This is a genomic window from Klebsiella sp. BIGb0407, assembly GCF_024807845.1.
Classification (GTDB): Bacteria; Pseudomonadota; Gammaproteobacteria; order Enterobacterales; family Enterobacteriaceae; genus JGM124.
The window spans coordinates 1,130,063-1,156,379 of record NZ_JANUEQ010000001.1 but is presented as its reverse complement, the minus strand read 5'-3'; the positions used below and the strand labels follow the sequence as shown (position 1 = coordinate 1,156,379).

The following is a 26,317-nucleotide window of genomic DNA, read 5'->3' as shown; positions in this document are numbered from 1 at the left end:
AAGGTACGTCTGGATAGTACCACTTGATAATACCTTTTAAATACCTTTGCGTTGAAGTTATGAACGCCTTCACAGTTTTGATGGCATGAATCGAGTCAGCCGAAGGCATTGAAGTCGGCATCAAAATGAAAATTAGCCTGATGAGTAAAGAAGAGAGTCTGCATGTTTATCGGATCAGGACAAGAAATGATTACGCCTCCATTTTTATGGAGGCGTAATCTGTCAGTATAATAATTTACTCAATATAAAGACCTTCTTCTCTATTGAGTTAGCTTAACAACCGTGACTTATTATGCATAAGTCATTACGAAGTTATTTAATGAAAACGCAAATACGCCATTATTAATCTTAAATGTCAGTACGTTAAAATAACTTCCGTTTGCTGGCTGTATCGTTACACGCGCGTTAATGTCGCCCGTTTCGGATGATTCAATAAGTTTGGTATCCTGGTAAGATGATATTGTCATTAAACTCTCACTGATTCCACGTGCGACGATTAAATCAAAACTAACATTCTTCATATTATGCTTTTCAAAGAGTAACCTTATGGTGCTGGAACCATAGGGATAATTTACATAGATAATCCCTCTTTGCATCAAAGGATTACCTGACAGATTACCTCTGTCATTTACATATATAGGGTATAATGTATCGCGAGCGCTTATTGTTATTTCTGGAAATTTAGTGGTGAAGTGATTCTTTTGTATGGTGTGCGGGCCAAAGCTGCTGAAATCTTCGCTGCTATTCCCTAATGTCCCAATCGGCCAGGGGGTGTCAAGAGTAGGGGTAAAAACAGGCATACCGGCAAGTTGAGAGGCTCTTGGTTTATCCGGTTCCCCGATACTTTGTCCATTCACATTTCGGCGTACTTCGGCCGATGATTGATAAATCACTTTTCTGGCCTCAGCGATACTTCCCACAGGTTCCATTTCCGGTAGGGTTCGCCAGAGGTTAAAGGATAATGACTCGCCGTATTCTTGCTGTTGTCGGGTTCTTATATCCTGCTGGTAAAGCGTTAATGTGGCGACCTTATAGGGTACCGCCTCGCGCTCATCCCATAGGTTCCGGGCATCAGTAAGAGATTGTTTCGCCGGGTTATTACGCAGTTGCACGTAAAAATCGAGTTTAATCTCGCTATTCCTTAATCTATAGGCTAAATCTTCTGCGAGATAATTGATACCTCCAAAATTGGCTACATGATTTGAACTTGGAAGCGTTCTTGCATGGAGTTTAAATTTGCAATAGTCATTGCCAAATTTAAAGGGGACACAACTCCAGAGTGGCTCACCTAAAAGGGTATCAACTTTTTTATCCATACTATCCAGAACAGCGGCCATTTCCGGGTTATTGACCAGGAACGCGTCCAGTTTTCCACTCATTGCGGCTGACTTAAAGTTAACCATATCGTCTGCATCGGAGGCAAAAAACACTTCGGTATTTTGCAAGATAAAATCCAGCGTGCTGCCATCTGCTTCCTGGTCGATTGATTTTCTGCCTGTAATACCGAAAAGTTTGATACCGATACCGACTGTAGAATTAAGGTCTGCGGCGGTTTGTGCGATATCGCTTGAGTACCTGACCCATGCCGTATAGCGTTTGCCGGGTATAAATATACCCACCTGGTATCTTTCTGGCAGATTATCAACGACCTGAAATGAGCCAGAAACAGTACCATGCGTCTTGGCAAAAGCGGCGCGTTTGGCGGGCGTCTGATTATTATTAACGATACGTGGAACCTGTATTTCATCAACAAACATGCGGCGAATATCTTCTATTGCGGCGCTATCAGAGGCGGGCTGAATACTCTGATTATTTCTTGCCATATCTTTAGCATTGTCATCGCTCATAATGTCACCTGTAGAGGTTTTAATAAAATAGATGATTGCCTGGATATTAACAAGATAACGACACTTGTTAATATCCAGCTTTATATAACTTCACGAATTGTGGATAATTATTATTGCTTTATTTATTTCCCTGGCGCGACTTGAAGCTATTACGCTCTTTCTGCCTGATGAGTTTGCCAGAATCGGTGCTTAGACCACCGCTGTTCCAGCCGATAATATTGACTAACTTCCTGACGATAGGCATCACGAATTAATTTGATTCTTTCATCATATTGGTAGAGTAAAGAGTAGTCATTATCGTTTAATACTGCATTAACAGCTTCAGCCCCTCGGAGTCCTGTGTAAATTGCATTATATATTCCCTGTGATGATAGAGGGTCGAATGATACCGCGGCATCACCCACTGCTATCCAGCGCTCACTGACTGCCTGTTTTAAATATCCTGCCGTGGCTTCTATGATATGCAATGGTGCTGTTGATATATATTCCCAGACACCCTGTCGGGCAATATGTTTTGTTTCTTTCAATGCTGATATAAAGTGATTATTGTCGCGTAGCAAGATTTTTGCGTGTTGTGCCAGAGTAAAAAATGCCACAACTCGCTTACCATCAGGCAGCCCAGCCGTATACCACCACCCGGAAGGCACTGCTTCTACCATACTGCGTGTATCCGGGCTATCACTTTGGCACCAGGTATAGATTGCAAACAAAGGCGGATCTTTTTGTCTGACAACACCTAACTGACTGGCAACAAATTGTGAACGACCACAGGCATTAATCATCCACTTCGCTGAGATTTTGAACGCCCCCGCTTGAATATCTATACCCTTATCGTTGTCACTGACAGAAGATAAACGTTCTTTTAGCAACAGCGTGCCTGATTCGACAGCGGCATTACGCAGGTTATGCTCAAAGTGCTGTCGGTCAAGGTGCCATCCACACCCGTAAGGGTCATGAATAAAGTCAGTTTCCCTTAATCTGTCATCACCCCAGCTGGATAAATTCCCTTTGTTTGTCAAAGAGGCCGAGTTTTCAACCCAGGGCAGTAAACCCAGTTTATTCAGCATTGGACGAGCAGCACCCGGTAAACTTTCTCCTATTTTTTGCTCAATGGTGTGGCCCGGATCCAGTAATACAACCTGCTTCCCGCCGAGTGATAGTCCCCTGGCCGCAACGGCACCTGCGGGTCCTCCCCCGACAATCACTGCATCGCAATGCATATGGGTTAGCGTGTTCGTCTGAATTTGTCCCATTGTTCTTGAGTCCATCCGAGTTGTTTTAAGAGAGCTTCTCTGTCACCCACTGGGCTACCGTCTATACGGGTACTGAAAGCGGCAGCTGCGGCAGGGAAGGGTTCAGCCCCGGGTTTTAAGTGCTCAACAAACACACTTTCTCTTATTTCCTCATCCTCATCGGAGGCCGGGCATTGCTGCACAATGCCTAACTCGTCAAAGCGCTCAACGGTCATTTGCATTACGGCCTCATTATCAAGACCTTCTAGCAGGAAACCTCGTTGCCAGTAGTCCCTGGTCTGAAAGGCTTCCTTTCGCTCTTCTGCACTATGTCGGCTATCCATGTAAATGTCATAGTTCGCTTCAGAGAGGACTTCATTTGGGACCTTGGCAGGCCAGAACGACGGTAAGTAGGGGTGAAAATCTTTGTCGTAACCTGAGCGGCAGCGGGCGGTATCGCCCTGCCAGGGAACTGCCATCCAGCGGCTAAGTCCACCTGGTGTTTGTGCATGCAGAGGCCCGTCCTCTGACAACGCTTCATCAGGCGTCAGGATATCGCCATAATCACGTTCCGGGTCGTCTTCTTCGCGGCGTCTAATCCGTAGAAAATCATCGTATAGCGTCGGGTGTCTCATCGGCCAGGTTAGCTCACAGCCAGGATGGAAGGCGTCCGCACAGCAGTAGGATAAGGGCCCCATATCCAGAAGATTTGCTTTGATTTGGAGATAAAACCAGTCAGAAGGAGAGGGAAGAGGAACAGCAGGGTTAGTAAACGGTCGGAAATGGGTTGGAAATTTTGCATCTCCGAATAGGCTACTATAATCGAGATCGTCGATAAAATTACCCAGAACGAAATTAACAAGATGCTCATAGCTTTCCGGAGCAACAGGCAGAAGCACGTCATTTTCGCCACCTTCGATTGGCCCATGAAACGCATCACCATACAATTGCGGCCAGAGCATTTCATCGCCACCTTCGTTGCTATCATCATCAGGGGCCCGAAATCGTTCGAAGATCTCAAAACGCTCAAGATAGCTATCCGGTTCGGCGAGTGTTTTAATCAGTTCTGAATCGATTGGATATAAACCGCCCTCGCCGAATACGCGCGCGAAACCGACATTAACCCATTGCAGGTTAGAAAGGTTGAACAGTAATGGCAAAATATCGAGGGTATAAGAGGTATTATGATCCATTTCTAACGTTGCGTGTCTAATCATGTCGTACATTGAACGGAAGGGAACAATGCCCGGAGCATAATCAGGTGGTCCGATAACGACCCAGGCACCGGTTACCGGAATTTTTCTTCCGTCAATATTTACCTCAGCCGAAACCGGGCCATCAGAAGTATCGTCATACCAGTCGGCTGAGTTATTGAAGTTAATTTCATTACCCTTGGAATCGGTAAGCAATAATGGCGCACCACTCGGAGAGGCTGATATGCCATGGCCCCCCAGCACTAATAGATGACCTTTTTCGTCAGTCAGTAATTCACCTAAATCAACAGAGACATCTTTAAATGCGCCGTCATCAAAATAGACACCGCTCTGTTCTGCACCGCTTATTTTCTGCGCTGCTGGGGTGATTTCCAGCGTTTTACGTTGGTTACCGGTAATTAATGGATTACGGCGTTCTACTGATTCACCCGCAGGTTGATCCATAGCATTATCAAAACAGTACCAGGAGGCTTTTTTATTTGCGAGTTCAACTTCCCAGGTAATATCTGCATTATCAGCGGTTAATTCTGCCACCGCCATGCCATGTTTGTTATAACCAATAATTCTGAATTTGGCAGCTTGTCGCTTAATAGCTCCGGTATCATCGCGAGTTGCTCCAAAAGGTGGTGGAGGTTCATGTAAATACTCAGGTCCAATATAATATTCATCTTCACTGTTCCCCACACGACCGATACCAATAGCTGGATGTATTTTAGCATAAACAATGTGGTCGACTTTGTTTTGATCATCGACCCTGGATAATTGAGAATGACTTTCCGGCTCTGTAATGCTGAATTTCTGAAACAGCTTTTTTTTAACTGATTCTTTAGCGATGATTGATGCTGTTTCTTCAGTTATGGAGATATTTATAGTTGTCACGGGAGAGGTTTTAATATCATCGGCCCCGACTCTATGAAAGGAATACCATACCTCCAGAAGTGAATTTTTTTCTAATTGTCTGAGTGGTATTTGATAAGTAAATTTTTTCCCTTCACGCTGTTGTGTTATAGCTTTCGGGTGACTTTTATTAACTCCCTCTTTTCCTTTCCAGTAAATAGTCAGTAAATCATAATGTTTCAGCCCTGCTTCGGCAGGAATGATGACGGTTAACCCTGTTTCATAGAGCGAGGCTTTATTGTTAATAGCGTTTTTAATAATAGCGGGAGGTATAGTTTTATGCTGTTCAGTACTTTTACTATTCATTAAGAAATCCTCTGGTAGTTTAATGTTTAACATTAAAAGACAATTTTCAAAAAAAATAGAAAGGAACTAATGATATTAATGTTTTATTAAAGGAAGATACATAATCAACCCGCGCAATCAATAGATGAATTTGATTGGGGTGGTTTTATTAATTTTCTGATGTGTGTTTATGATTAAATCATTTCAAAAAAAACAAAACGTCATGAACTGACAGTGATCTAGTGCTAATTTATTCACTAGTAAATAAAATGTTTAATTTTTCAGGCAGACAGACAGACGAAATAAACTTTATCTATTCGCTATCAGGAAATACTATATCTGTGGTATTTAGAAAAGTATATCCCTTCTTTCAGGAAATAGGATATAATCCTGCCTTATCTTTGTTTTGTGTTTTGACGGGCTGAATTTATACATTTATATTACAAATAACAGGCTAATATATCGTTATTTATGGATTTAATAGGATTTTATTGAACTTGTGGTTTCTTAATGGTGCTTAATTATTAGCAGGTTAAGAATAAATCAGTACCGAACTGATAAGTTAAGTGTAGCTCACTCTCAGCAAAGGGGCGCTTTATTAGTGATCATACTCCCGGTATTTTTATGGGAGCATGATAATACAGAAGGTTATGACGTCGTTTTTAACTTTTCCAGCCAGTTCTGAACCCAGCGTTGTGGATTACTTTCCAGCGGCAGGCTATATATCTCGCTGAGCGGGTATAAGGTTGGTGCCGGTAATGCAGAGGGGGGCTGTAGGGCCGGGCTGCGTAACACCTCTTCAGGTGAACCTTCGGCAATGAGCTCACCTTCCTCAAGATGAACCACACGTGGAAAATGACGAGCAATAAAATCCAGATCGTGGCTGATGGCAAGAATAGCGGTGCCCACAGTACGTTGATTCTCCAGCCAGAATTCAAATCGTGATAACCATTTAGCATCAAAATCACGGCTTGGCTCATCAAGCAACAGAACCGACGGGGCTACGGCTGAGAGACTGGCTACTGCCACCATTCGACGTTGACCAGCATGAAGATCTAACGGATGAAGTTCAGCCACATCCTCCAGCCCGCAGTCGACCAGAGCCTGCAAGGTTCTGCGAGATATTTCATCTGCGGGTAGTTTCTGACGGCGTAGCCCAAACGCGACTTCATCAAATACCCTATTATAGAAAATCTGTCGTTCAGCCTCCTGAAACAGCACGCCAATATGGTTTGCCCGATCTGGTGCACTGTATTTTTTTAGTTCCTTTCCTTTTAACCGAACCTGTCCTTCGTCGGGTGTTAATAGTCCTGCCGCCAGACGTAGTAAGGTTGATTTTCCGGCACCGTTATCACCGACGAGTGCGACAGATTCACCTGGCCTCAGGTGTAATGACAGTTGTGAAATACAATTGTTACTGGTCTGAGGCCAGCGATAACTAATTTTATCGAGTTGCAGCATAATGCTCCCGAAAGGCTTTCAGTAAGCTGAGTTCATCCTTTGGAACAGGCAGCGGCCAATCCTCCAGTTCGGAAAGTTTGCCCAGAGCACGCCAGGCGTCCGGGGCATTAATGGTTGCTAACGCCGGGACAAATACCTCTTGTAATGATCCTGACGCCAGAACCTTACCCTGTTCCAGTAAAAGTAATTGTTTGCCGTGACTGGCTGCGGGCAGTAAGCTCCGTTCAAACAGAATAACCGCATATCCATGGCGTTGTGAGTCGAGCGTTAACTGCTCGAGGATCCGTTGTGTCATGCTGGGAGTCATACGGCTGAAAGCTTCATCCAGTAATAACAGCTGCGGTCTCATTGCCAGGGCGCTGGCAATCACCACGCGTTGTGCTTCGCCTCCTGACAGCGTGGCCGGATGACGCAAACGTAGCGTATCGGTTTTGGTTAATATCAGTGCCTCATTCACCCGATCGATTATTTCGTCAGAGGGTAAACCTAAGTTTTCCGGACCAAATGCGACTTCCTGCTCGACGCTAAATGCGCAGCCTGAAAGTTGTAGCTGCGGTGATTGTTGTACCAACTGGCGCTGAGCAGCATAAGTGGTCAGCGTCCCTTCAGAGAGGGTGATACCCTGGACTTCCCCATGACCATTTACCTGCCCGTGTAACAGGCTGCCGAGCCCGCCACATAATAACTGTGCCAGTGTCGTTTTACCGCTGCCGTTCCCGCCCAGTACGGTCAGCCATTCACCCGCAGCAAGTTGTAAATCCAGAGGACCGAGCAGTGACTCAGATGCGCCCTTAGGCGTATAGCTAAATTGCTGTAAATTTACCACCACCAGCGAACGCCTCCTTCAATCAGAATCAATACCAGTAATCCGTAGCGTATAATCACTTGAATGCGACTATCGCTGGGAGCATTTAACGTTGTGCGTCGCCTTACCGCCCTGAAGGCACGCAGATCAAGAGCGGCACCACGTATGGATAAATCGCTCAGTGCCTGGCCCGCCAGAGGTAAAATCAAGGCGGGCAGGGCAGTGAAACGTTGCCAGATATTGCCGTCGAGTGGTACACCACGCGCGATTTGTGCTTCACGAATATGAGCCAGCTGCAGACGTAGTTGTTCCACCAGTAATAACGGACCCGCCAGCAAATAGGCGAAACTGACCGGTAAACGGCTGGCAAACAGGGCGCTGATAAAGCGTTCAGTACTGACATACTGGAGCCAGAGCTGTGCACTGCTGATAATTGCCAGCAACCGTATCCAGAGCGTCAGGGCATGAGCATGGCGGCTGGTGTCCAGGGGGGCACCGGTTAGCCAGTGCGCCAGCCAGCCGCTGTGTACCATCCATAATCCCAGAGCCATTGGAATCAATAGCCAGGCAACAAAACGCCAGCGATAACGCGCGGCTGGCCAGGATAGCAGGGCAATAAACAGAGTGCTACTCAGGAGTACCAGAGGCCAGCCCAAGGGTAAAAACAGTGAGCTGGCACAAACCCAGATCCAAAGCGTAAATGAGGTAAAAGGGTGCATACCTAACGCACTCGGGCAATCTGCGGGAAATTGCGTAGCGTGCGCTGCGGCAGGCGGCGGATCAGCAACCAGGCAATAATCGCCGATAGAATTTTGTCGACCAGATTCGCACCAATAACCGTATAAGAGACGGATAAAAACAGGTCTTCACCCACGGCGGTCAGATAGGCGATAAAGAAGTCTGCGCCACTCCCTGAGGTACCGCCAAACAAATACACGCGGATCGGTACGGCAATCACCGTTAATACCAGAGTGATAATCACACCGGATAAAATAACGCGCGGTAACGTTCGGAAGAAACCTGCACGGGCAAGAAAGCCTGCGGTTAAACCAATCACCATTGAAACGGGAGCAAAAGCGACAGCAATCGGGCCGCTTATCAGGCCACTGAGTAGATTACTCAGTAAACCCGTTAATAAGGCAATCCAGGGGCCGGCAACTAACGCACTAATAATGGTGCCAATTGAGTCGAGGAAAATAGGTAATTTAACGATTGAACTCAGTTGGTCACCGATAATGTTAATCGCTATTGAAATAACGATAAGCACCAGAGTACTGCTGGAAAGTTGTATTTTCATTTATAATCAACTGTTATTTAAAGGGGTTTATCGGAGGGTAACCACTAACTCTTCATAAGTGGAAAGCGCACAGGTTTCACGTTGAAATGTCACCTGCTCCAGCTCACCGATAACCAGTTCTAAAGTGGTTCTGACAGTACAGCCGTCCATCATATGGCCCCCTGTCATGGTGCCTTTTTCATCAGATACAGCGAGATGTAAATGTTCACCTTTTGCATCCAGGGTACCAATCAATGAGACCACTTCAAACTTACCCTGAAGTAAATCAATGCCTTTCTCGCCCGCGTAGCTCTGACCGGCATAGCGCAAGGCCACATTGGTTAAACTCCCGACACAACCAGCAATAAATGCAGCCTGTAAATTATGCTGTTGCACATACTGTCGTAATGCAGGCAGCACATCTTCTCCGGGTAATAAGCGTAACGCCAGGAAACGTGTGGTTGAAAAAGGCGTAGGTGACTGTGGAGACATTATTTATCCTTAAAAAATCTTAAAACAGTAATTTAAACTGAGTGTGCCGATATTATTTATCGCATTAAAATAATTAGAGTAAATAACATAGAGTGTTATTTCATAAGAAAATATATGGCATAGCTTATTGATAATGATGATAAAACATAAAGGCTGATAGCGAAAAAATGGTTTATTATTTTACAAATAATGCATAAGGATGAATAATGACTGATGCTGTGTCATTACCGGACGTTGCGCTTCGCCTCCTGATCGCGCTACGGATAATATTATAAAACCGCACTTGCACATTGCTTTTCAGGTTTAGAGCGATTTCTGGAATATATAATCCATGCTTTTATTTAGAATTAAGCGCCAGAATATTTCAGGCAATCTGAATAATTATCATAAAGAGAATATATGAACATTTCAAAAACATTGAATTACGCCAGAATATCATCCGCTGTAGATAATTTAAAAGAAGCAACGAAAACACAATACAATAAATTTTCTGAAACGAAGTCAGGAAAAATAGTATTGTCGATACTCAATTTCGTGAAAAAAGTAGCTAATGCACCGACTGAATTCGTAAAAAAACACCCTAAGGCGATTATCGCAACAGGTCTGATTACAACGCTCATCGGCGGAATAACGGCAAACGTTCCCGCTGTAGCCATCGGTATGACATTAGTCGCTGCGGGGGCTTTAGCGCAGTCTTCAAACCGGCATGCCGAAAGACAGGAAAATAACCCTGTAGAGCAGGTTCCTCAAGAAATTGCCGCTGAGTAATTTTTTTGCCCGAGTTTAATATCGGGCAAGTCTATGAAAAAGATGGAAAAATATTTTCACCTTCGGGCCGGAATAAAAATAAACAGTGATATCAAAATAATGGCTTAATATTTCACAAATAACCGATAAAAATATCCTTTAAATGATGTGAGAATTCTTCTCAACAAAATCGTCAAATTTCCCAGAATGTGCCAGAATAGTAGCGGGTAGCAAATACTGTCTGCAGCTCACAGGGTGCAGCCAGGGAAGAAGTAACAAGATGTTCAGATTATTAAATTCATATTTCACTGTGCCAGACCATGAGGATGAATAATGACTGATATTGTACAGTTACTGGGCAAAGAAGCCGCTAACTTACTCGAACACCGTTGTATGACGATTCCCGCAGATAACCTCTATTTACCGGGGCATGATTACGTTGACCGGGTGATGATTGATAATAACCGTCCGCCAACGGTACTGCGAAATATGCAGACGCTCTATAATACCGGGCGACTTGCGGGCACCGGCTATCTTTCTATTCTGCCGGTGGATCAGGGGGTGGAACACTCCGCAGGTGCCTCCTTTGCGGCAAATCCGCTCTATTTTGATCCAAAGAATATTGTTGAACTGGCGATTGAAGCGGGATGTAACTGCGTGGCATCAACCTATGGCGTGCTGGCTTCAGTATCGCGCCGCTATGCTCACCGCATTCCTTTTCTGGTAAAACTCAACCATAACGAAACCCTAAGCTATCCGACCCAGTACGATCAGACACTGTATGCGAGTGTTGAACAGGCCTTTAATCTGGGAGCGGTTGCGGTGGGAGCCACCATTTATTTTGGATCGCCCGAATCACGTCGCCAGATTGAAGAGATCTCAGCGGCTTTCGAGCGCGCCCATGAGTTAGGCCTGGTCACGGTATTGTGGGCCTACCTGCGTAATCCGGAGTTTAAGCAGGATGGCGTTGACTATCATGCCAGTGCGGATTTGACGGGGCAGGCTAACCATCTGGCAGCGACTATTGGCGCTGATATCGTGAAGCAAAAAATGGCCGAAAATAATGGCGGCTATAATGCGGTGGACTTTGGTTATACCGATGAGAAAGTTTATAGCAAACTCACCAGTGATAATCCGATTGATTTAGTCCGGTATCAACTGGCTAACTGCTATATGGGACGTGCGGGGCTGATTAACTCTGGCGGTGCGTCGGGGGGAGCCACAGACCTGAGTGACGCCGTACGGACTGCGGTTATCAATAAACGTGCCGGAGGAATGGGGCTTATTCTGGGACGTAAAGCCTTTAAAAAATCGATGCCCGACGGTGTGAAATTGATTAACGCCGTGCAGGATGTCTATCTGGATAAAAAAGTCACTATCGCCTGATGCAATCAGGACGTCTCTCCCCGAACAGGGAGAGACGTTAATCCGGTCTATTTCATCAACGGACAGTCAGGTGGCAGCCGGCATGCCAGGGCATGAGGGTGAACCTCAAGATGAAACTCGCTACCATTTAAGGGTTCGCCGTCGAGATTAAAGGTCATCTCATTCTTTGCGGTGATGCTAAACCACTTGGATCTTCCTTCAGTAAACTCGTAATACTCTGAATCATCAGTCAGCTGAGTCACTATTGCCGGTAATAATTCTTCCCCGGTAAATATACGGATATCCAGTAACCCGTCATTGATCAGGGCATCAGGACAGAGTCGCTGACCGCCGCCAGCCTGACGTCCATTACCAATACCAATCACCAGGGCATCACCTTGCCAGTGAAAATCTTCCCCGCGAATTTCACAGCTGTCGGGTTTCAGGGTGTCCATACGCATCAGGCCGTGAATAAAATAGGAAAGCCCTCCGAGCAGGGATTTCATTTTCTTCGGGGTCTCTGTGGTGATGCGCGTTCCAAAGCCACCGGTGGCCATATTAATAAAGAAGAATTCGTGATTAACCTGAATCAGGTCAATATCGACCGGCTTGGCAACAATGGCTAAGCGTAAGGCCGGTTCAATTTCTTCCGGAATGCCAGCACTGGTAGCAAAATCGTTGGCAGTACCTAGCGGTAAAACGCCCAGGGCAGGGCGAACTTTGGGTTCCAGCTCAGCAAGGCAGGTAGCAATGGCATTGATGGTGCCATCTCCGCCACCGGCAATCACCGTATCGACCTGTAACGCTAAGGCTTCTTTCACATAGCGAGGCGTATCTTCTTTTTCCCAAGTGACGCGAATATGGATAGTATAACCTTCGCCCCGCAAGGCGTTCACCGCATCACGCAGGGGTTCGTTTTCGGCACTTTTGCCATTAAGTATTATTAATGAAACTGGAAATGTCATTAGTCACCTCTGGCTTGTCCGTTGTTCGAATTATTATGAGTATATATTCAGTTTAGGCAAGATTCAGGGCGGCGGCAGAATTACATTGTAAAAAATAACGTCTGTGAATCCACCTGATTTCCGATAAAGAAGTCAATGGTTACAGTCAGATGCAGATATCTGGGGTATCGAAATGATGATTCACTCTGTGTTGCTCAGTAAAATTGAAGGGATTACTCATGCTTTTCTAAACCATCAGGAATCAATACGCTTTGTCGCCAAAGGAGGTTATATATCGATTAAACAGATACATAGCTCTGATGTCTGGGTATGTGATGATAATATCTCCCCAGAACATTCAAAAAAGATTCAAGCCGATGCCATAGTCTGCCATTCAGAAGATAAGACGATAAGCATCATCACCGCAGACTGCATTCCTTTAATCATTGCCTCAAGCGATGCTGAGATAATTTCAGTGGTGCATGCCGGGTGGAAAGGGCTGGCGCAAGGCATTATAAAAAATACCCTGACAGAAATACAAAAATTGAATGTCAGCCAGTCTGAGCTGTTTTTTTGTATCGGGCCGCATATCCTGCCCTGTTGCTATGAGATTAAAGAAGACCTGATTCAATCGATAAAAGAAACATCATCTAATCAATGTGATATCACGCCTTTCAGCGAAGTGAGAGATAACGGTTCCCGCTATTTAAGCCTGGCCCGCTGGTGTCATCACCTGCTTACGGAAGAAGGTGTCAGCCCTTCAAATATTGAATCAATAAGTCAATGCACCTATTGCTCTGCCTATGGTTATGGGAGTTACCGCAGGCGAGCGCACAGAGAAGAGGCAAAGTCGTTTCAGTACTCGTGGATAAAAAAACGGCCTGCTGTCAGGAAATTCGGCTAAAACTAACCTGAATAGCGAAAAGTAAAAGTCAGGCTGGAAGGATGGAATTACAAAAAAGAAAGTCTGCGCAAGGGAGATTGCGCAGACTAAGGAGGTGGTTTCAAAAAACGCTGTTCATTTATTGTTACGTTTTTTCAGCCCGGCGATAATAGCGCTATCTGACCGAGCGATATGTGATCAGATTCTAATATAGAAAGAATAATCTGATTTAGCTGGCAATCTGTGAACTGCGTGTTGTCTGTCCGTTGAGATTACGCATCAGCAGGGCATAAGTCAGATCCATATCATCAGGAACCGGTAACCAGACCGTATGGCCGTCACCTGGTGCGACTGAGGTGGGTTCTGATTTCTTGTTTTCCATCTGCTCGAGCGTAAATACTACATTGCCCTGAGGGGTCATCAATTCCAGACTATCACCGACACTGAATTTATTCTTCACCTGAACCGCGGCAAGGCTTCCACGGCGTTCACCGGTAAATTCGCCGACAAACTGCTGGGTGTCCGAAATGGAATGGCCATAGTCATAGTTCTGGGCGCTGTCATGGGTATGACGGCGGAGGAAACCTTCGGTATAGCCACGGTGAGCCAGGCCTTCCAGAGTACGCATCAGGGTTGGGTCAAAAGGCTTACCGGCAGCCGCATCATCAATCGCCCGGCGATAGACCTGAGCGGTGCGCGCGCAGTAATAGTGTGATTTGGTGCGACCTTCGATTTTCAGGGAATGTACACCCATCTTCGTCAGGCGCTCTACATGCTCAATCGCCCGTAAGTCTTTTGAGTTCATGATATAAGTACCATGCTCATCTTCAAAGGCCGTCATGTACTCGCCCGGACGTTTGGCCTCTTCAACCATAAAGACTTTGTCTGTCGGGGCACCCACGCCTAAAGTCGGCTCTACGTTCTGCACCGGAATAGGTTCATGAATATGAACGATATTACCCAAGTCGTCCTCTTTACCTTCCTGCACTTTATATTCCCAGCGACAGGCATTAGTACAGGTTCCCTGGTTCGGGTCACGTTTGTTGATATAACCCGACAGCAGGCAGCGCCCGGAATAGGCCATGCACAGTGCGCCATGGACAAAAATTTCCAGCTCCATTTCTGGCACCTGAGCGCGAATTTCTGCTATTTCATCCAGGGAAAGCTCACGAGACAAGATAACGCGAGTCAGTCCCATCTGATGCCAGAATTTTACCGTTGCCCAGTTGACGGCATTGGCCTGCACTGACAGGTGAACGTCCATCTGCGGGAAAGCTTCGCGAACCATCATAATCAGTCCGGGATCGGACATAATAAGGGCATCCGGGCCCATATCAATCACCGGTTTTAAATCACGAATAAAGGTTTTTAGCTTGGCGTTGTGGGGGGCAATATTGACCACCACATAAAATTTCTTACCCAACGCATGGGCTTCATTAATGCCAGTCTGCAGGTTCTCGTGATTAAATTCATTGTTACGTACCCGGAGCGAGTAGCGCGGCTGGCCCGCATAAACGGCATCGGCACCATAAGCGAAAGCGTAACGCATATTTTTCAGCGTTCCCGCAGGGGAAAGGAGTTCTGGTTTAAACATGTTGGTCTCAGTCTGATATCAAGTCAGAACCGCCTCACTGAATGAGGCGGTTTGGGATGAAATAATTTCCACAGTTACTGAGTGGGATTGTAGCGCGAATTGTGACGGGAAACTACTTTTACAGCAAGGTACTCATTCCCGCTTCCCAGCGATAACCCATGCCGTAGACCGCACGAATAAACGAGGGCTCGCTATCCAGCGCCTCCAGTTTACGGCGCAGATTTTTAATATGGGTATCGATAGTGCGATCGGTTACCACCCGGTAATCATCGTAAAGGTGATTGAGCAGCATCTCGCGGGAGAACACTTTACCGGGTTCGCTGGAGAGGGTTTTTAACAAGCGGAATTCGGCCGGTGTCAGTTCCAGCAGTTTGCCACGCCAGCTCGCCTGGAAGCGTCCTTCATCTATGACTAACGGGCTACTATCTGCATCGATACTGAAGTTTTGCGTCTTTTTATAGCGGCGCAAAATGGTTTTTACGCGTGCGACGACTTCGCGTGGGCTGTAGGGTTTACAAATATAATCATCTGCACCCAGCTCCAGCCCTAACAACCGGTCTATCTCTTCAATCTTCGCGGTCACAATAACTATCGGGACTTCGGAGAAACGACGAATTTCCCGACAGAGAGTCAGACCATCAGTACCGGGCAACATTAAGTCGAGCAAAATAAGATCAGGGGGCGTCTGACGGACATAGGAAATAACTAAGTCGCCATGATTAATCAGCGTCGGGTTAAAGTTTGCCGCACGTAAATAATCAATCAGTAACTGGCCGAGTTTAGGTTCGTCTTCAACGATTAAAATACGCGGTGCCAGGTCATCAACAGGAGTTTCGGTCATAATATTCTCGGTAAACTGGTTTCCAGTGGCAATATCACTGTCATCATCACACCACCCAAAGGTGAATGACTGGCTTGTAATGTGCCGCCGTGGGCGGTAACAATATTCTGGCAAATGGATAAACCGAGGCCGGAACCGCCGCTGGCGCGGTTACGTGAACCTTCAGCGCGATAAAAACGGTTGAACAGATGTTCCAGCTGCTCATCATTTACCCCGGGTTTACTGTCGGAAAAACGGAGTATCAGGCTGTTATCACTAAATTGCCCTTGGATCAGTAATTCACCACCCGGGTCGGTATAGCGCAGGCTGTTTTCCAGCAAATTATTGAACAGTTGCATCAGGCGGTCGCTATCGCCAAAAACCTGTGCTTGCTCCGGAAGTTCAAGACGCAAGTTTAAGCCGCGTTCGGCAAAGCGCATCCGGACAATCCCGGCAGCCACTTCCAGCAGGGTAATAATATCCAGCGATTGTTTCTGATAGGCCAGCGCCCCTTCATCGGATAAAGAGAGCTGATGTAAATCATTCACCAGTTTAGTGAGCGTGGCAACTTCCATTTGTAATGAGGTCAGCGAATCGGGGGTGAATTTGCGAACCCCGTCCTGAATGGCTTCCAGCTCCCCGTTCAAAATTGCCAGCGGCGTACGCAGTTCATGGGAAATATCGGCCATATAGGCACGCCGCATCTGCTGATTTTTTTCCAGCGTACTGGCGAGCTGATTAAAATCTTGTGCCAGCCGCCCGAGCTCATCATTACTACCCGGTGTTACCCGGGTAGTAAAATCCCCGGCGGCCAGGCGATGGGTACCTTCAACCAGGCGTTTGACCGGAGCCAGCAATCCTCGCGCCAGGAAGAACGTCACCGCGGCGGCCAGTAATGATGACAGGGCGACAATAATCCAGCTGGTACGTTGCTGCTGGCGGTCAAAATTAATATCGGCGTTTTGCGTCAGATGTTCGACGGATGAAGCTACCACCCAGCCGACCCGGCGGTTATTAACGTTGATTTCACGTTGAATGCCGTCGGCCGGCACGGCTTCACGCGGTCCTACCAGCACTTTTTTATTCTGATCCAGCACCCAGAATTTAGTCCGCCAGCCATGAGGTGGTGGCGGAGGAGGCGGGTTAGCATTCTCATGATCCGGGTCTTGTTCAAAGGATCGTAATATCTGAAACATTACCCGTTCATTATGGTGCAAAAACCTCCAGTTGCCATGTTCGGCATACTGCTCACTGAGCCCATTGCTTAACCACTCAAGGCGCTGCTCATTACCTCGTTTAATATAATCAATAAAGCCATACTCAAAGCTGAGGCGCACGCCCCAGTGCATAATGGCCAGTACCATTAAACAGGTCGACAGAATGGCAAAAAACAGTTTACCGGTTACCCCAGGTCGCCAGAGTTTCATGGCTCATTCCTTTTCCGTCGTGTAATCGCAAAATTTTGTGTGGTATCGGTGGGAACCCACATAAATATCAGTGCTGGCAGGGCAATAATCACCGCCATACAGCTGTAGGTATAGATAAAGATATGGTGCAGTATTCCCGGATCGCTGACGCCCTGTGGATGGCCAAACATTCCCAGCAGAATACCGGCAATACTGACGCCAATACTCATCGCCAGCTGCATCACCATCGAAAGTAAGCTGTTGCCACCGGAGGCCAGGGTATCGGGTAAGTCTTTTAGCGTTAAGGTATTCATGGACGAAAAGCGCATGGCGTTAACCATACCCTGACAAAACAGCACCAAAGGCAGCAGCCAGTACCAGCCCATCATGGCGGTGGTGACAAATACCAGGCTCAGCACTGACAGGCCTAAGGTCGAAGCGACCAGTACTTTGCGATAGCCAAAGTGGTTAACGACCTGAACCACAATACGTTTCATTCCCATACTGCCCAGCACCATCGGGATCATCATTAGCCCGGCATGGAAGGGCGAAAAACCGAGACCAATTTGCAGAAATACCGGTGTCATAAAGGGCAGCATACCGCTACCAATACGCCCGCAGAGACTCCCGGCCAGGCCAATAGAAAAGGTTCTGGTTTTAAACAAATCGAGATTAAACAGCGCGTCAGGATTACCGAAAGCATGACGCAGGTAAATCAGCAGAGCACTCAGACCGGTAACAACCATTGTGCTCAGTAACCAGACGGATAGGTCAGGGTCTTGCTGGCCTTCCAGCGCAATCGTCAACAGTGCCATGCCAAAAGCCAGTAATAAGAAACCGGCAATATCAAAACGGCGGGTTTGTAGCTTGTGATTGGGCATCAGTTTCAGCGTCGCAATAGCGCCGACAATGCCTACCGGAATATTGATCAGGAAGATCCAGTGCCAGGTGGCATACTCCACCAGTACACCGCCCAGCGCCGGGCCCAGCAGTGGGCCCACTTGTCCCGGAATAGTCACCATAGTCATGGCCGCCATATATTGCGCGCGCGGGACAATCTTCATCACCGTTAAGCGCCCCACAGGCACCATCATTGCGCCGCCAACCCCCTGGATAACGCGGGCCAGAACCAGCTCATTCAGCGTCGAGGCTGCCGCACAGCACAGCGATCCGAACGTAAACAGCACAATGGCGGTAAAAAACACATTCCGTACACCGACTTTATCAGCCAGCCAGCCGCTGGCCGGCAGCATCACCGCGACGGTTAAGACATAGGCGACCACCACCGAGTGCATCTGCAACGGGCTGACACCCAGACTCTGGGCCATACTGGGCAGCGCGGTATTAACAATCGTGGCATCCAGGGCTTGCATAAAGAAGCCAAAAGCAACAATCCATAACTGCCAGCGCACCGCCGGGGGCAGGTCATTCATGCATTAATTATCCTTGACCTCAACACTGAGATCCGGTTTGGTACGGGAAGTAAATCTGGCTCTCAGGTTATCAAAGAAGAGATACACCACCGGGGTGGTATAAAGGGTCAGCAACTGACTCATTACCAGACCGCCCACCAGAGTAATACCCAGCGGTTGCCGTAACTCTGCGCCATCACCATGAGTCAGTACCAGGGGCAGCGCGCCAAACAGCGCCGCCAGCGTCGTCATCATAATAGGCCTGAAACGTAACAAACTGGCCTGGAAAATCGCTTCTTTGGGGCTGAGATTGTCAGACCGCTGTGCGGTAAGCGCGAAGTCGACCATCATAATGGCGTTTTTCTTCACTATACCAATTAACAGCATAATACCAATCAGGGCAATCAGGCTGAAAGGCGCCTGGAAGAGCTCCAGCGCCAGTAAGGCCCCGACGCCTGCCGAAGGTAAGGTTGAAAGAATGGTCAACGGATGAATATAACTTTCGTACAAGATCCCCAGCACAATATAGACCGTGGCAATCGCCGCCAGAATCAGAATCACCTGTGAATTTTGAGATTCCTTGAAGACCTGAGCGGTGCCGGAATAGCTTCCCTGCACTGAATTAGGTACGCTTAACGCCGTCATAGTCCGGTCAATATCGGCACTGGCCTCGGACAATGAGACCCCGGTCGGTAAGTTAAACGAAATCGTGGTGGACGCCGATAACCCCTGGTGATTAACCGACAGCGGGGCATTGGCTGGCCGCCATTGGGCAAAATAAGAGAGCGGGATAGGGGCGCCGTCTTTATTGATGATAAACATCTTATCCAGCGCACTGACATCTTCGGCGTAACGCGGGTCAACCGTCATCACCACTTTGTACTGATTCAGTGGCTGATAAATCGTCGAGATTTGCCTCTGACCAAAGGCGTTATTCAGTAAACTATTCACTTCGGCAACGTCAACGCCCAGCCGGGCCAGGGCCTCCCGGTCATAGGTCAGCGCCATCTCTGACCCTTTATCCTGCTGGTCTGAGTTCACATCGGCAAGGGTAGGCAATGCCGCCAGGGCGGTACGGATCTTCGGCTCCCATTCCCGCAGGGAGTTAAGATCGTCAGATAACAGGGTATATTGATAGCTGGCATTCGCCTGACGCCCGCCGATACGAATATCCTGCACCGGCATTAAGAACAGGCTGGCGCCTGGCTCTTTGGCCAGTTTAACCCGCAGCCGGTCAATCACCTGCTGCGAGGTTTCACTGCGTTCAGACAAAGGTTTGAGTGAAATAAACATCATCCCGCTATTCACCCGGGAACCCCCGGTAAAGCCCGTAACGTTATCGACCGCCGGATCTTCACGAATAATTTTCATAAAATCTTGCAGCTTTTCACGCATCGCCGGGAAGGAGATGCTTTGGTCAGCACGGATATTCCCCATTAAACGGCCGGTATCCTGCTCCGGGAAGAAGGTTTTCGGAATAGCGATATACAGCCAGACCGTCAGGGCAATAGTCCCGAGAAACACCATGCCGATAAAACGACTGTGATTGAGCGCCCAGCGTAAAGAGCGGGCATAACCGGCCTGAACCCCGGCCAGCAAACGCGCCGTGCCTTTCGGGGCCTGCGGGGCATGCGCCGGGCGGCTTTTCAGTAACCAGCCGCACATCATCGGCGTCAGCGTCAGCGACACCACCAGTGAGATCAGAATCGCCACCGACAGCGTAATGGCAAACTCCTGGAATAATCGCCCTGGTAATCCGCCCATCAGCAGTAGTGGCAGGAAAACGGCGATTAAGGACAGGCTCATTGAGAAGACGGTAAAACCGACCTCGCGCACGCCAATCAGCGCTGCCTGCATCGGTTTCATTGAGGCTTCCAGATGGCGGGTAATATTTTCCAGCACTACAATGGCATCATCCACCACAAAGCCGGTGGCGATGGTGAGCGCCATCAGCGACAGGTTATTCAGGCTGAAGCCGCATAAATACATGGCGGCAAATGTGCCTATCAATGATACCGGCACTGCAACCGCCGGGATAAGCGTGGCTCGCCCCGAACGCAGGAATAAAAACACCACCAGAATCACCAGCGCGACGGCAATCACCAGCGCTTTTTCGACCTCAACCAGCGAGGCGCGGATAGTGGGAGACCGGTCCTGGGCAATCTGTAGCTTGACTGAAGCCGGGAGCAGTTGCTGCAAAATCGGCAGCTTGTCGCGTACCCGGTCGACTGTGGCAATAATATTGGCTTGCTGAGTTTTACGAATGAGCAGCAAAATCGCCGGTTTCGCGTCGGCCATCCCCGCGTTACGGTAATCTTCTACGTCATCCACCACCTCGGCCACATCGCTGAGTCGCACAGCTGCGCCATTCTGGTAGCGAATAATCAGCGGCTGATAGTCTGCCGCTTTCTTCAGTTCATCGTTACTTTCCACCTGGAAACGCTGGTGGTCATCTTCCAGAGCCCCTAACGGGCGACGCACATTGGCACTGCTAATCGCGGTGCGGACGGCATCCAGTGAAACGCCCTGGTTGAACAGCGCCATCGGGTTAAGACTGATACGAACCGCAGGAAGCGAGCTGCCGCCCACATCAACATCACCGACACCTTCTATCTGGGACACCGCCTGTGCCAGCTGTGTGGAGGCGACATCGTACAGCGCGCCCTGGCTCAAGGTATCCGAGGTCAGGGTGAGGATCATTATCGGCGCATCGGACGGGTTGATTTTACGGTAGGTAGGACGGCTCGGCATGCCGGTGGGCAGTAAACTCTGGGCGGCATTAATCGCCCCCTGCACATCACGCGCCGCGCCGTTAATATCCCGGTCAAAATTAAACTCAAGAATAATGCGCGTGCTGCCCAGCGAGCTGGAAGAGGTCATTTCATTGACCCCGGCAATACGGCTTAATGAACGCTCCAGCGGAGTCGCAACCGATGAGGCCATGGTTTCGGGTGAGGCGCCGGGCAGCGAGGCGCTGACAATAATCACCGGGAAATCAACCTGGGGGAGTGGGGCGACCGGCAGTAGCCGGAACCCCAAAATCCCGCACAGAACAATTGCCAGAGTCAGAAGTAACGTGGCGACCGGGCGTGAAATAAAGAAAGCGAAAAATTTCATTTACGCCTCCGGCAGCGACTTATCAGAACGGTGACGTGTTGCTCTGGAAAGACGGTCAAATAACAGATAAATCACCGGAGTGGTAAACAGGGTCAGTACCTGGCTGACCAGCAGCCCGCCGACCATGGCGATGCCCAGCGGCTGACGTAACTCCGCCCCGACGCCGGTTGCCAGCATCAGCGGCAGTGCCCCGAGAATCGCCGCCATGGTGGTCATCAGGATCGGTCGAAAACGCAATAGGCAAGCCTGGTAGATAGCATCGTACGGCGTCATGCCTTGCTCACGCTCTGCGGCCAGCGCAAAGTCGATCATCATAATGGCATTTTTCTTCACGATACCAATCAACAGAATAATGCCGATGATCCCGATAATATCCAGCTCGGCCCCCGACAGCATCAGCGCCAGCAATGCCCCGACCCCGGCACTGGGCAGGGTAGAGAGAATGGTTATCGGGTGAATAAAGCTTTCATATAACACCCCAAGCACAATATACATCGCAACCACGGAGGCCAGGATCAGCCACACTGAACTACTGAGCGCCGCCTGGAATGCCAGGGTACTGCCCTGGAACTGGGTAGTCATGTCACTCGGTAAATTCAGCGCTTTTTCTGTTGCCAGAACCGCATTAACCGCGTCACCCAGAGCGTAAGACTCCGGTACGTTAAACGACACAGTGGCGGAGGGGAACTGGTCAAGATGATTAATCGCCAGCGGGGTAAAACGCTGTTCAACCTGCGCGATGCTGCTTAACGGGATCGGTTTACCTTCACTGCTGGTCAGGTAGACATTATCCAGCCCGCTCAGCCCCGGCGTATTTTGGGTATTATTCTCCAGCACTACCCGGTACTGATTCGACTGGGTGTAAATGGTGGAAATCAGCCGTTGTCCGAAGGCGTTATACAAAGCGTTATCCACGTCCTGCATACTGATCCCCAGGCGGCTGGCACTGTCACGGTCAACATTGACATAGGCCATTAACCCTCTGTCCTGCCAGTCACTGCTGACATCTGACAATTCCGGCAGCGTTTTTAACTGGCTTTCCAGTTTCGGAATCCAGGTGCTTAGCTGGTCCAGAGAAGTGGCCTGGACGGTAAACTGATACTGGGTCCGGCTCGCCTGGGTATCGATAGTTAAATCCTGGGTCGGCTGTAAATAGAGTGACAGGCCGGGCAGGCGATCGACGCTTTGTTGCAGGCGCTCAATAATCAGCGGCATTCGCGCATCCCGCTCACTGAGCGGCTTGAGGTTAATTTGCAGGCGGGCACTGTTCAGCGACGGATTGGTGCCATCGACACCGACAAAAGAGGTCAGGCTTTCAACATCCGGATCCTGCAAAATAATATTCGCCACCTGCTGCTGGCGTTCCGCCATACTGGCAAACGAAACCGACTGGGGTGCCTGTAGGGTGCCCTGGATCATGCCGTTATCTTGCAGGGGAAAGAACCCTTTGGGGATAAAAATCCACAGTACTACCGTCAGCGCCATAGTGGCAAAAGCGACACTGAGCGTCAGCCAGGGGTGGCGCAATACCGGCGTCAGAAAACGCCCGTAGGCGGCAATCACCCGGTCAAACATCACCTCGCAGGCGCGTGAGAACCGATTCTGCTTACGCAAGGATTCGTGGCTTAACATCCGGGCACACATCATCGGCGTCAGGGTGAGCGACACTACCGCAGAAATCAGAATGGCAACCGCCAGAGTAACGGCAAACTCGCGGAATAAGCGCCCGACCACATCCCCCATAAACAGCAGAGGGATCAGCACGGCGATCAGTGAGAAGGTTAATGAAATAATGGTAAAACCGATTTCACCCGCTCCTTTCAGCGCCGCATCCAATGGTTTTTCACCTTTTTCTATGTAGCGGGAGATGTTTTCGATAACCACAATCGCATCATCCACCACAAACCCGGTAGCGATAGTGAGCGCCATTAATGTCAGGTTATTGATGGAGAAATCGAGGAATACCATCACCGCAAAAGTCCCGATAAGCGAGAGCGGCACCGCCACAGCAGGAATAATCGTCGCGGGGACATTGCGTAGAAACAGATAAATAATCATTACCACCAGCGCGATGGCCAGCATCAGCTCATGCTGGGTGTCGCTGACAGAGGCCCGAATATTGGTGGTGCGGTCGCTCAGTAACGTCATCTCTACCGATTTCGGCAGGCTGCTGGTCAGGGTGGGCAGCAGGGCACGAATACTGTCGGCGGTGGCGATAATATTCGCTCCCGGCTGGCGCTGAATATTAAGCACCACCGCAGGCTGTTTATTCGCCCAGGCGCCCAGCCAGCGGTTTTCCGCATTACGTTCAACCAGGGCGACATCGCCCAAACGAATCGGCGCACCGTTTTTCCAGCTGATAATTAAGTCCCGGTATTCCTGGGCTGATTTCATCTGGTCATTGGCGGAAAGGGTAATAGAGCGTTCCGGCCCGTCGAGGCTCCCCTTGGCCGAATTGACGTTGGCCCCGGTGATTGCGGTGCGGACATTTTCACTGGTCAGCCCCAGCGCGGCCAGCGCCTGAGAATTTAGCTGAATACGCACGGCCGGGCGCATTCCACCGGATAACTGTACCAGGCCAACGCCTGAGACCTGGGAAATTTTCTGGGCAATACGGTTTTCCACCAGATCCTGAACATCGGTCATCGGCAGGGCGCTGGAGGTGACCGCCAGCGTCATAATCGGCGGGTCAGCCGGGTTTACTTTGCTGTAAATCGGCGGATTTGGTAAATCGCTGGGGAGTAAATTAGTCGCAGCGTTAATCGCCGCCTGGACTTCCTGCTCCGCGACATCGAGCGGCAGACTGAGCAGGAACTGTAAGGTAATGACCGAGGCCCCGCCCGCACTCTGGGACGACATCTGCTGTAAACCTGACATCTGGCCGAACTGCCGTTCCAGGGGCGCGGTAATCGCGGAGGTAACGACCTCCGGGCTGGCACCCGGGTACAGGGTAACGACCTGAATCGTCGGGTAATCCACTTCTGGCAGGGCGGAAACCGGTAAAAAGCGATAACCAATGATCCCGGCCAGTAAAATCGCCACCATCAGAAGGGTAGTGGCTACCGGGCGCAGAATAAACAGCCGGAAAGGGCCACCGGGCAGGCTCGGCGGTAAAGCACTCATGATGCCTGTGCTCTGCGTGGTTTACGCTCAGCTGGCGCTGCAGCACTGGCATCTACAGGCTCGACGATTTCAACCTGCGCACCGTCGGTCAGGCGATCCAGCCCATCGGTAACCACGCGCTCGCCGTCCGAGAGGCCAGTTTGAATCACTACCGTCCTGCTGTTCTGTACACCAGGCGTAACCAGCTGTTTGCTGACTTTATTGTCCGCGCTGACGGCCCAGACAAAGTGGCCTTCACTGCCCATCTGTAAGGCCGAAGCCGGAATAACGATGGCATCTTCCTGCGTTGCGACTTGCATACGCGTATTCACAAACTGATTCGGGAACAGCAAGCCTTCCTGATTAGCAAAGCGCGCTTTCAGTTTAATTGTGGCGGTGGTGGGGTCTATCTGATTATCCAGGCTGAGCAGGGTTCCCTGACCCAGCTGTTGCCGATTAGTACGATCCCAGACCTCAACCGGCAGGGCAGGCTGGGTAGCCTGGGCTTTTACCACGGTACTGATATCACTTTCCGGCAGGGTAAAGACCACATCAATCGGGTCTGTCTGGGTAATAATCACAATCGCATCGCTGCTGGAAACCTGGTTCCCGACATCGATTTGCCGTAACCCGACGCGCCCGCTGATGGGCGCAGTAATACGGCTCCAGTCCAGCTGAAGCTGAGCGCTAGCGACAGAGGCCTGGCTGGCAGCGACGGTTCCGGTGAGCTCGGAAACCAGTGCCTGCTGGGCATCCAGCTCCTGGCGTGAAGCTACCTGGGTTTTAGCCAGCTGCTGGTAACGGGTTAAGTCCCGGCGGGCATTATTCAGTGACGCCTGGTCTTTAGCCAGCTGCCCCTGGGCCTGGGCCAGGGCGACTTTAAATGAACTTGGGTCGATTTCAGCCAGCAGCGTACCGGCGCTGACTTGCTGACCTTCCTGAAAATGAATCGCGATTAACGGCCCGTCGACCCGGCTGCGAACCGTTGCGGTATTGGCCGCCGTGACGGTACCTAAGCCATTAAGGAAATGCGGGACAGTTTGTTGCGAGGCAGTGGCAACCTGAACCGGTGCCAATGGACCGCGCATACCGCGAGGGCCTCCAGCAGGCGGGCCTTGACGGTGACTTGCCTGAGGCGCGGATGTCGATGCTGCTTGCTGACTGCGCCAGAACCATACGGCTGCCACCAGAATAATAACGATTCCGACCAGCCATAATCCGCGTGAAATTTTCCTGTTTTTGCCTGTCATAGGAGAATCATTCTCTTTCTAAAACTATTAGGGCTAGTGTAATTAAATATAGCCGGGGAATAATGGAGGAAATAAGAAGTACTGTATGGATACTACGCTTGAATGGAAAAAACTGCACTAAAAAGAGGGTGTTGAACCCTAAGCGGAGAATATAGCCCCCATTAAACA

At 49.2% G+C, this 26,317-nt stretch carries 19 protein-coding genes; 3 read left to right on the top strand and 16 right to left on the bottom strand.

What is annotated here, in order from left to right; translation table 11 throughout:
- Window positions 1–290: 290 nt before the first annotated feature.
- The 8 genes from M2387_RS05420 to M2387_RS05385 all read right to left on the bottom strand — a co-directional run bounded on the left by M2387_RS05420 (window position 291) and on the right by M2387_RS05385 (window position 9,509).
- Window positions 291–1,847, bottom strand: coding sequence for a catalase family protein (locus tag M2387_RS05420; protein WP_259047664.1), 1,557 nt, complete (start codon window positions 1,845–1,847; stop codon window positions 291–293).
- Window positions 1,848–1,996: 149 nt separating this feature from the next.
- Window positions 1,997–3,100 (bottom strand): tryptophan 7-halogenase, encoded by a 1,104-nt coding sequence (locus tag M2387_RS05415; RefSeq protein WP_259047663.1) that lies wholly within the window; start codon window positions 3,098–3,100, stop codon window positions 1,997–1,999.
- Complete coding sequence (locus tag M2387_RS05410; protein WP_259047662.1) at window positions 3,073–5,496, bottom strand: LodA/GoxA family CTQ-dependent oxidase; 2,424 nt, start codon at window positions 5,494–5,496, stop codon at window positions 3,073–3,075. Before M2387_RS05410 ends, M2387_RS05415 begins: the two co-directional genes overlap by 28 nt.
- 627 nt (window positions 5,497–6,123) lie before the next feature.
- A complete protein-coding gene (locus M2387_RS05405; RefSeq protein WP_259047661.1) occupies window positions 6,124–6,936 on the bottom strand; it encodes an energy-coupling factor ABC transporter ATP-binding protein in 813 nt (270 codons plus the stop codon).
- Window positions 6,920–7,765 carry an energy-coupling factor ABC transporter ATP-binding protein gene (locus M2387_RS05400; RefSeq protein WP_259047660.1) on the bottom strand — a complete coding sequence of 282 codons (846 nt, stop codon included), beginning with the start codon at window positions 7,763–7,765 and terminating at the stop codon, window positions 6,920–6,922. The genes M2387_RS05405 and M2387_RS05400 overlap by 17 nt, the downstream gene beginning before the upstream one ends.
- Entirely contained in the window at window positions 7,756–8,460 is a 705-nt protein-coding gene (locus tag M2387_RS05395; protein ID WP_259047658.1) for an energy-coupling factor transporter transmembrane component T, read from the bottom strand. Before M2387_RS05395 ends, M2387_RS05400 begins: the two co-directional genes overlap by 10 nt.
- 2 nt (window positions 8,461–8,462) lie before the next feature.
- Entirely contained in the window at window positions 8,463–9,038 is a 576-nt protein-coding gene (locus M2387_RS05390; RefSeq protein ID WP_259047657.1) for an ECF transporter S component, read from the bottom strand.
- A 27-nt stretch (window positions 9,039–9,065) separates the two neighbouring features.
- Complete coding sequence (locus tag M2387_RS05385; protein ID WP_259047655.1) at window positions 9,066–9,509, bottom strand: PPC domain-containing DNA-binding protein; 444 nt, start codon at window positions 9,507–9,509, stop codon at window positions 9,066–9,068.
- 399 nt (window positions 9,510–9,908) lie between these two features.
- Here M2387_RS05385 and M2387_RS05380 point away from each other — a divergent pair, with 399 nt between their 5' ends.
- Together M2387_RS05380 and fbaB are read left to right on the top strand one after the other, a co-directional pair.
- The gene (locus tag M2387_RS05380; protein WP_259047653.1) at window positions 9,909–10,277 is read left to right on the top strand and encodes a hypothetical protein; all 369 of its coding nucleotides are present in this window, start codon (window positions 9,909–9,911) and stop codon (window positions 10,275–10,277) included.
- Window positions 10,278–10,589: 312 nt separating this feature from the next.
- Window positions 10,590–11,642 carry a class I fructose-bisphosphate aldolase gene (gene fbaB, locus M2387_RS05375; RefSeq protein ID WP_259047652.1) on the top strand — a complete coding sequence of 351 codons (1,053 nt, stop codon included), beginning with the start codon at window positions 10,590–10,592 and terminating at the stop codon, window positions 11,640–11,642.
- 47 nt (window positions 11,643–11,689) lie between these two features.
- On the opposite strand, the gene yegS is transcribed toward fbaB, so the two are convergent.
- Window positions 11,690–12,586 carry a lipid kinase YegS gene (gene yegS, locus M2387_RS05370; RefSeq protein WP_259047651.1) on the bottom strand — a complete coding sequence of 299 codons (897 nt, stop codon included), beginning with the start codon at window positions 12,584–12,586 and terminating at the stop codon, window positions 11,690–11,692.
- 172 nt (window positions 12,587–12,758) lie between these two features.
- On the opposite strand from yegS, the gene M2387_RS05365 reads away from it, so the two are divergent.
- Window positions 12,759–13,469: a purine nucleoside phosphorylase YfiH/LACC1 family protein gene (locus M2387_RS05365; protein WP_259047650.1), complete on the top strand. Its 711-nt coding sequence runs from the start codon at window positions 12,759–12,761 to the stop codon at window positions 13,467–13,469.
- Between the two features lie 208 nt (window positions 13,470–13,677).
- On the opposite strand, the gene trhP is transcribed toward M2387_RS05365, so the two are convergent.
- From trhP to M2387_RS05330, 7 genes are all read right to left on the bottom strand, one after another.
- The gene (trhP, locus tag M2387_RS05360) at window positions 13,678–15,042 is read right to left on the bottom strand and encodes a prephenate-dependent tRNA uridine(34) hydroxylase TrhP (protein WP_259047649.1); all 1,365 of its coding nucleotides are present in this window, start codon (window positions 15,040–15,042) and stop codon (window positions 13,678–13,680) included.
- A 118-nt stretch (window positions 15,043–15,160) separates the two neighbouring features.
- On the bottom strand, window positions 15,161–15,883 hold the full coding sequence (gene baeR, locus M2387_RS05355) for an envelope stress response regulator BaeR (RefSeq protein WP_259047647.1): 723 nt from the start codon (window positions 15,881–15,883) through the stop codon (window positions 15,161–15,163).
- On the bottom strand, window positions 15,880–17,289 hold the full coding sequence (gene baeS, locus M2387_RS05350) for an envelope stress sensor histidine kinase BaeS (RefSeq protein WP_259047646.1): 1,410 nt from the start codon (window positions 17,287–17,289) through the stop codon (window positions 15,880–15,882). Before baeS ends, baeR begins: the two co-directional genes overlap by 4 nt.
- Entirely contained in the window at window positions 17,286–18,701 is a 1,416-nt protein-coding gene (gene mdtD / locus M2387_RS05345; protein ID WP_259047644.1) for a multidrug transporter subunit MdtD, read from the bottom strand. The genes baeS and mdtD overlap by 4 nt, the downstream gene beginning before the upstream one ends.
- Before the next feature lie 3 nt (window positions 18,702–18,704).
- Entirely contained in the window at window positions 18,705–21,797 is a 3,093-nt protein-coding gene (gene mdtC, locus M2387_RS05340) for a multidrug efflux RND transporter permease subunit MdtC (protein WP_259047642.1), read from the bottom strand.
- Window positions 21,798–24,920 carry an MdtB/MuxB family multidrug efflux RND transporter permease subunit gene (locus tag M2387_RS05335; RefSeq protein WP_259047640.1) on the bottom strand — a complete coding sequence of 1,041 codons (3,123 nt, stop codon included), beginning with the start codon at window positions 24,918–24,920 and terminating at the stop codon, window positions 21,798–21,800.
- On the bottom strand, window positions 24,917–26,149 hold the full coding sequence (locus tag M2387_RS05330) for an MdtA/MuxA family multidrug efflux RND transporter periplasmic adaptor subunit (protein ID WP_259047638.1): 1,233 nt from the start codon (window positions 26,147–26,149) through the stop codon (window positions 24,917–24,919). The genes M2387_RS05335 and M2387_RS05330 overlap by 4 nt, the downstream gene beginning before the upstream one ends.
- Between the last annotated feature and the right edge of the window lie 168 nt (window positions 26,150–26,317).

What these genes read in the sequence shown, in the direction of transcription:
- fbaB (WP_259047652.1), top strand. Translation starts at nt 10,590, where the DNA reads ATGACTGATATTGTACAGTTACTGGGCAAAGAAGCCGCTAACTTACTC.
- M2387_RS05390 (WP_259047657.1), bottom strand. Translation starts at nt 9,038, where the DNA reads ATGAAAATACAACTTTCCAGCAGTACTCTGGTGCTTATCGTTATTTCA.
- yegS (WP_259047651.1), bottom strand. Translation starts at nt 12,586, where the DNA reads ATGACATTTCCAGTTTCATTAATAATACTTAATGGCAAAAGTGCCGAA.
- M2387_RS05330 (WP_259047638.1), bottom strand. Translation starts at nt 26,149, where the DNA reads ATGACAGGCAAAAACAGGAAAATTTCACGCGGATTATGGCTGGTCGGA.
- M2387_RS05385 (WP_259047655.1), bottom strand. Translation starts at nt 9,509, where the DNA reads ATGTCTCCACAGTCACCTACGCCTTTTTCAACCACACGTTTCCTGGCG.
- M2387_RS05335 (WP_259047640.1), bottom strand. Translation starts at nt 24,920, where the DNA reads ATGAGTGCTTTACCGCCGAGCCTGCCCGGTGGCCCTTTCCGGCTGTTT.
- M2387_RS05405 (WP_259047661.1), bottom strand. Translation starts at nt 6,936, where the DNA reads ATGCTGCAACTCGATAAAATTAGTTATCGCTGGCCTCAGACCAGTAAC.
- M2387_RS05365 (WP_259047650.1), top strand. Translation starts at nt 12,759, where the DNA reads ATGATGATTCACTCTGTGTTGCTCAGTAAAATTGAAGGGATTACTCAT.
- baeR (WP_259047647.1), bottom strand. Translation starts at nt 15,883, where the DNA reads ATGACCGAAACTCCTGTTGATGACCTGGCACCGCGTATTTTAATCGTT.
- M2387_RS05380 (WP_259047653.1), top strand. Translation starts at nt 9,909, where the DNA reads ATGAACATTTCAAAAACATTGAATTACGCCAGAATATCATCCGCTGTA.
- trhP (WP_259047649.1), bottom strand. Translation starts at nt 15,042, where the DNA reads ATGTTTAAACCAGAACTCCTTTCCCCTGCGGGAACGCTGAAAAATATG.
- mdtD (WP_259047644.1), bottom strand. Translation starts at nt 18,701, where the DNA reads ATGAATGACCTGCCCCCGGCGGTGCGCTGGCAGTTATGGATTGTTGCT.
- M2387_RS05415 (WP_259047663.1), bottom strand. Translation starts at nt 3,100, where the DNA reads ATGGGACAAATTCAGACGAACACGCTAACCCATATGCATTGCGATGCA.
- M2387_RS05395 (WP_259047658.1), bottom strand. Translation starts at nt 8,460, where the DNA reads ATGCACCCTTTTACCTCATTTACGCTTTGGATCTGGGTTTGTGCCAGC.
- baeS (WP_259047646.1), bottom strand. Translation starts at nt 17,289, where the DNA reads ATGAAACTCTGGCGACCTGGGGTAACCGGTAAACTGTTTTTTGCCATT.
- M2387_RS05410 (WP_259047662.1), bottom strand. Translation starts at nt 5,496, where the DNA reads ATGAATAGTAAAAGTACTGAACAGCATAAAACTATACCTCCCGCTATT.
- mdtC (WP_259047642.1), bottom strand. Translation starts at nt 21,797, where the DNA reads ATGAAATTTTTCGCTTTCTTTATTTCACGCCCGGTCGCCACGTTACTT.
- M2387_RS05420 (WP_259047664.1), bottom strand. Translation starts at nt 1,847, where the DNA reads ATGAGCGATGACAATGCTAAAGATATGGCAAGAAATAATCAGAGTATT.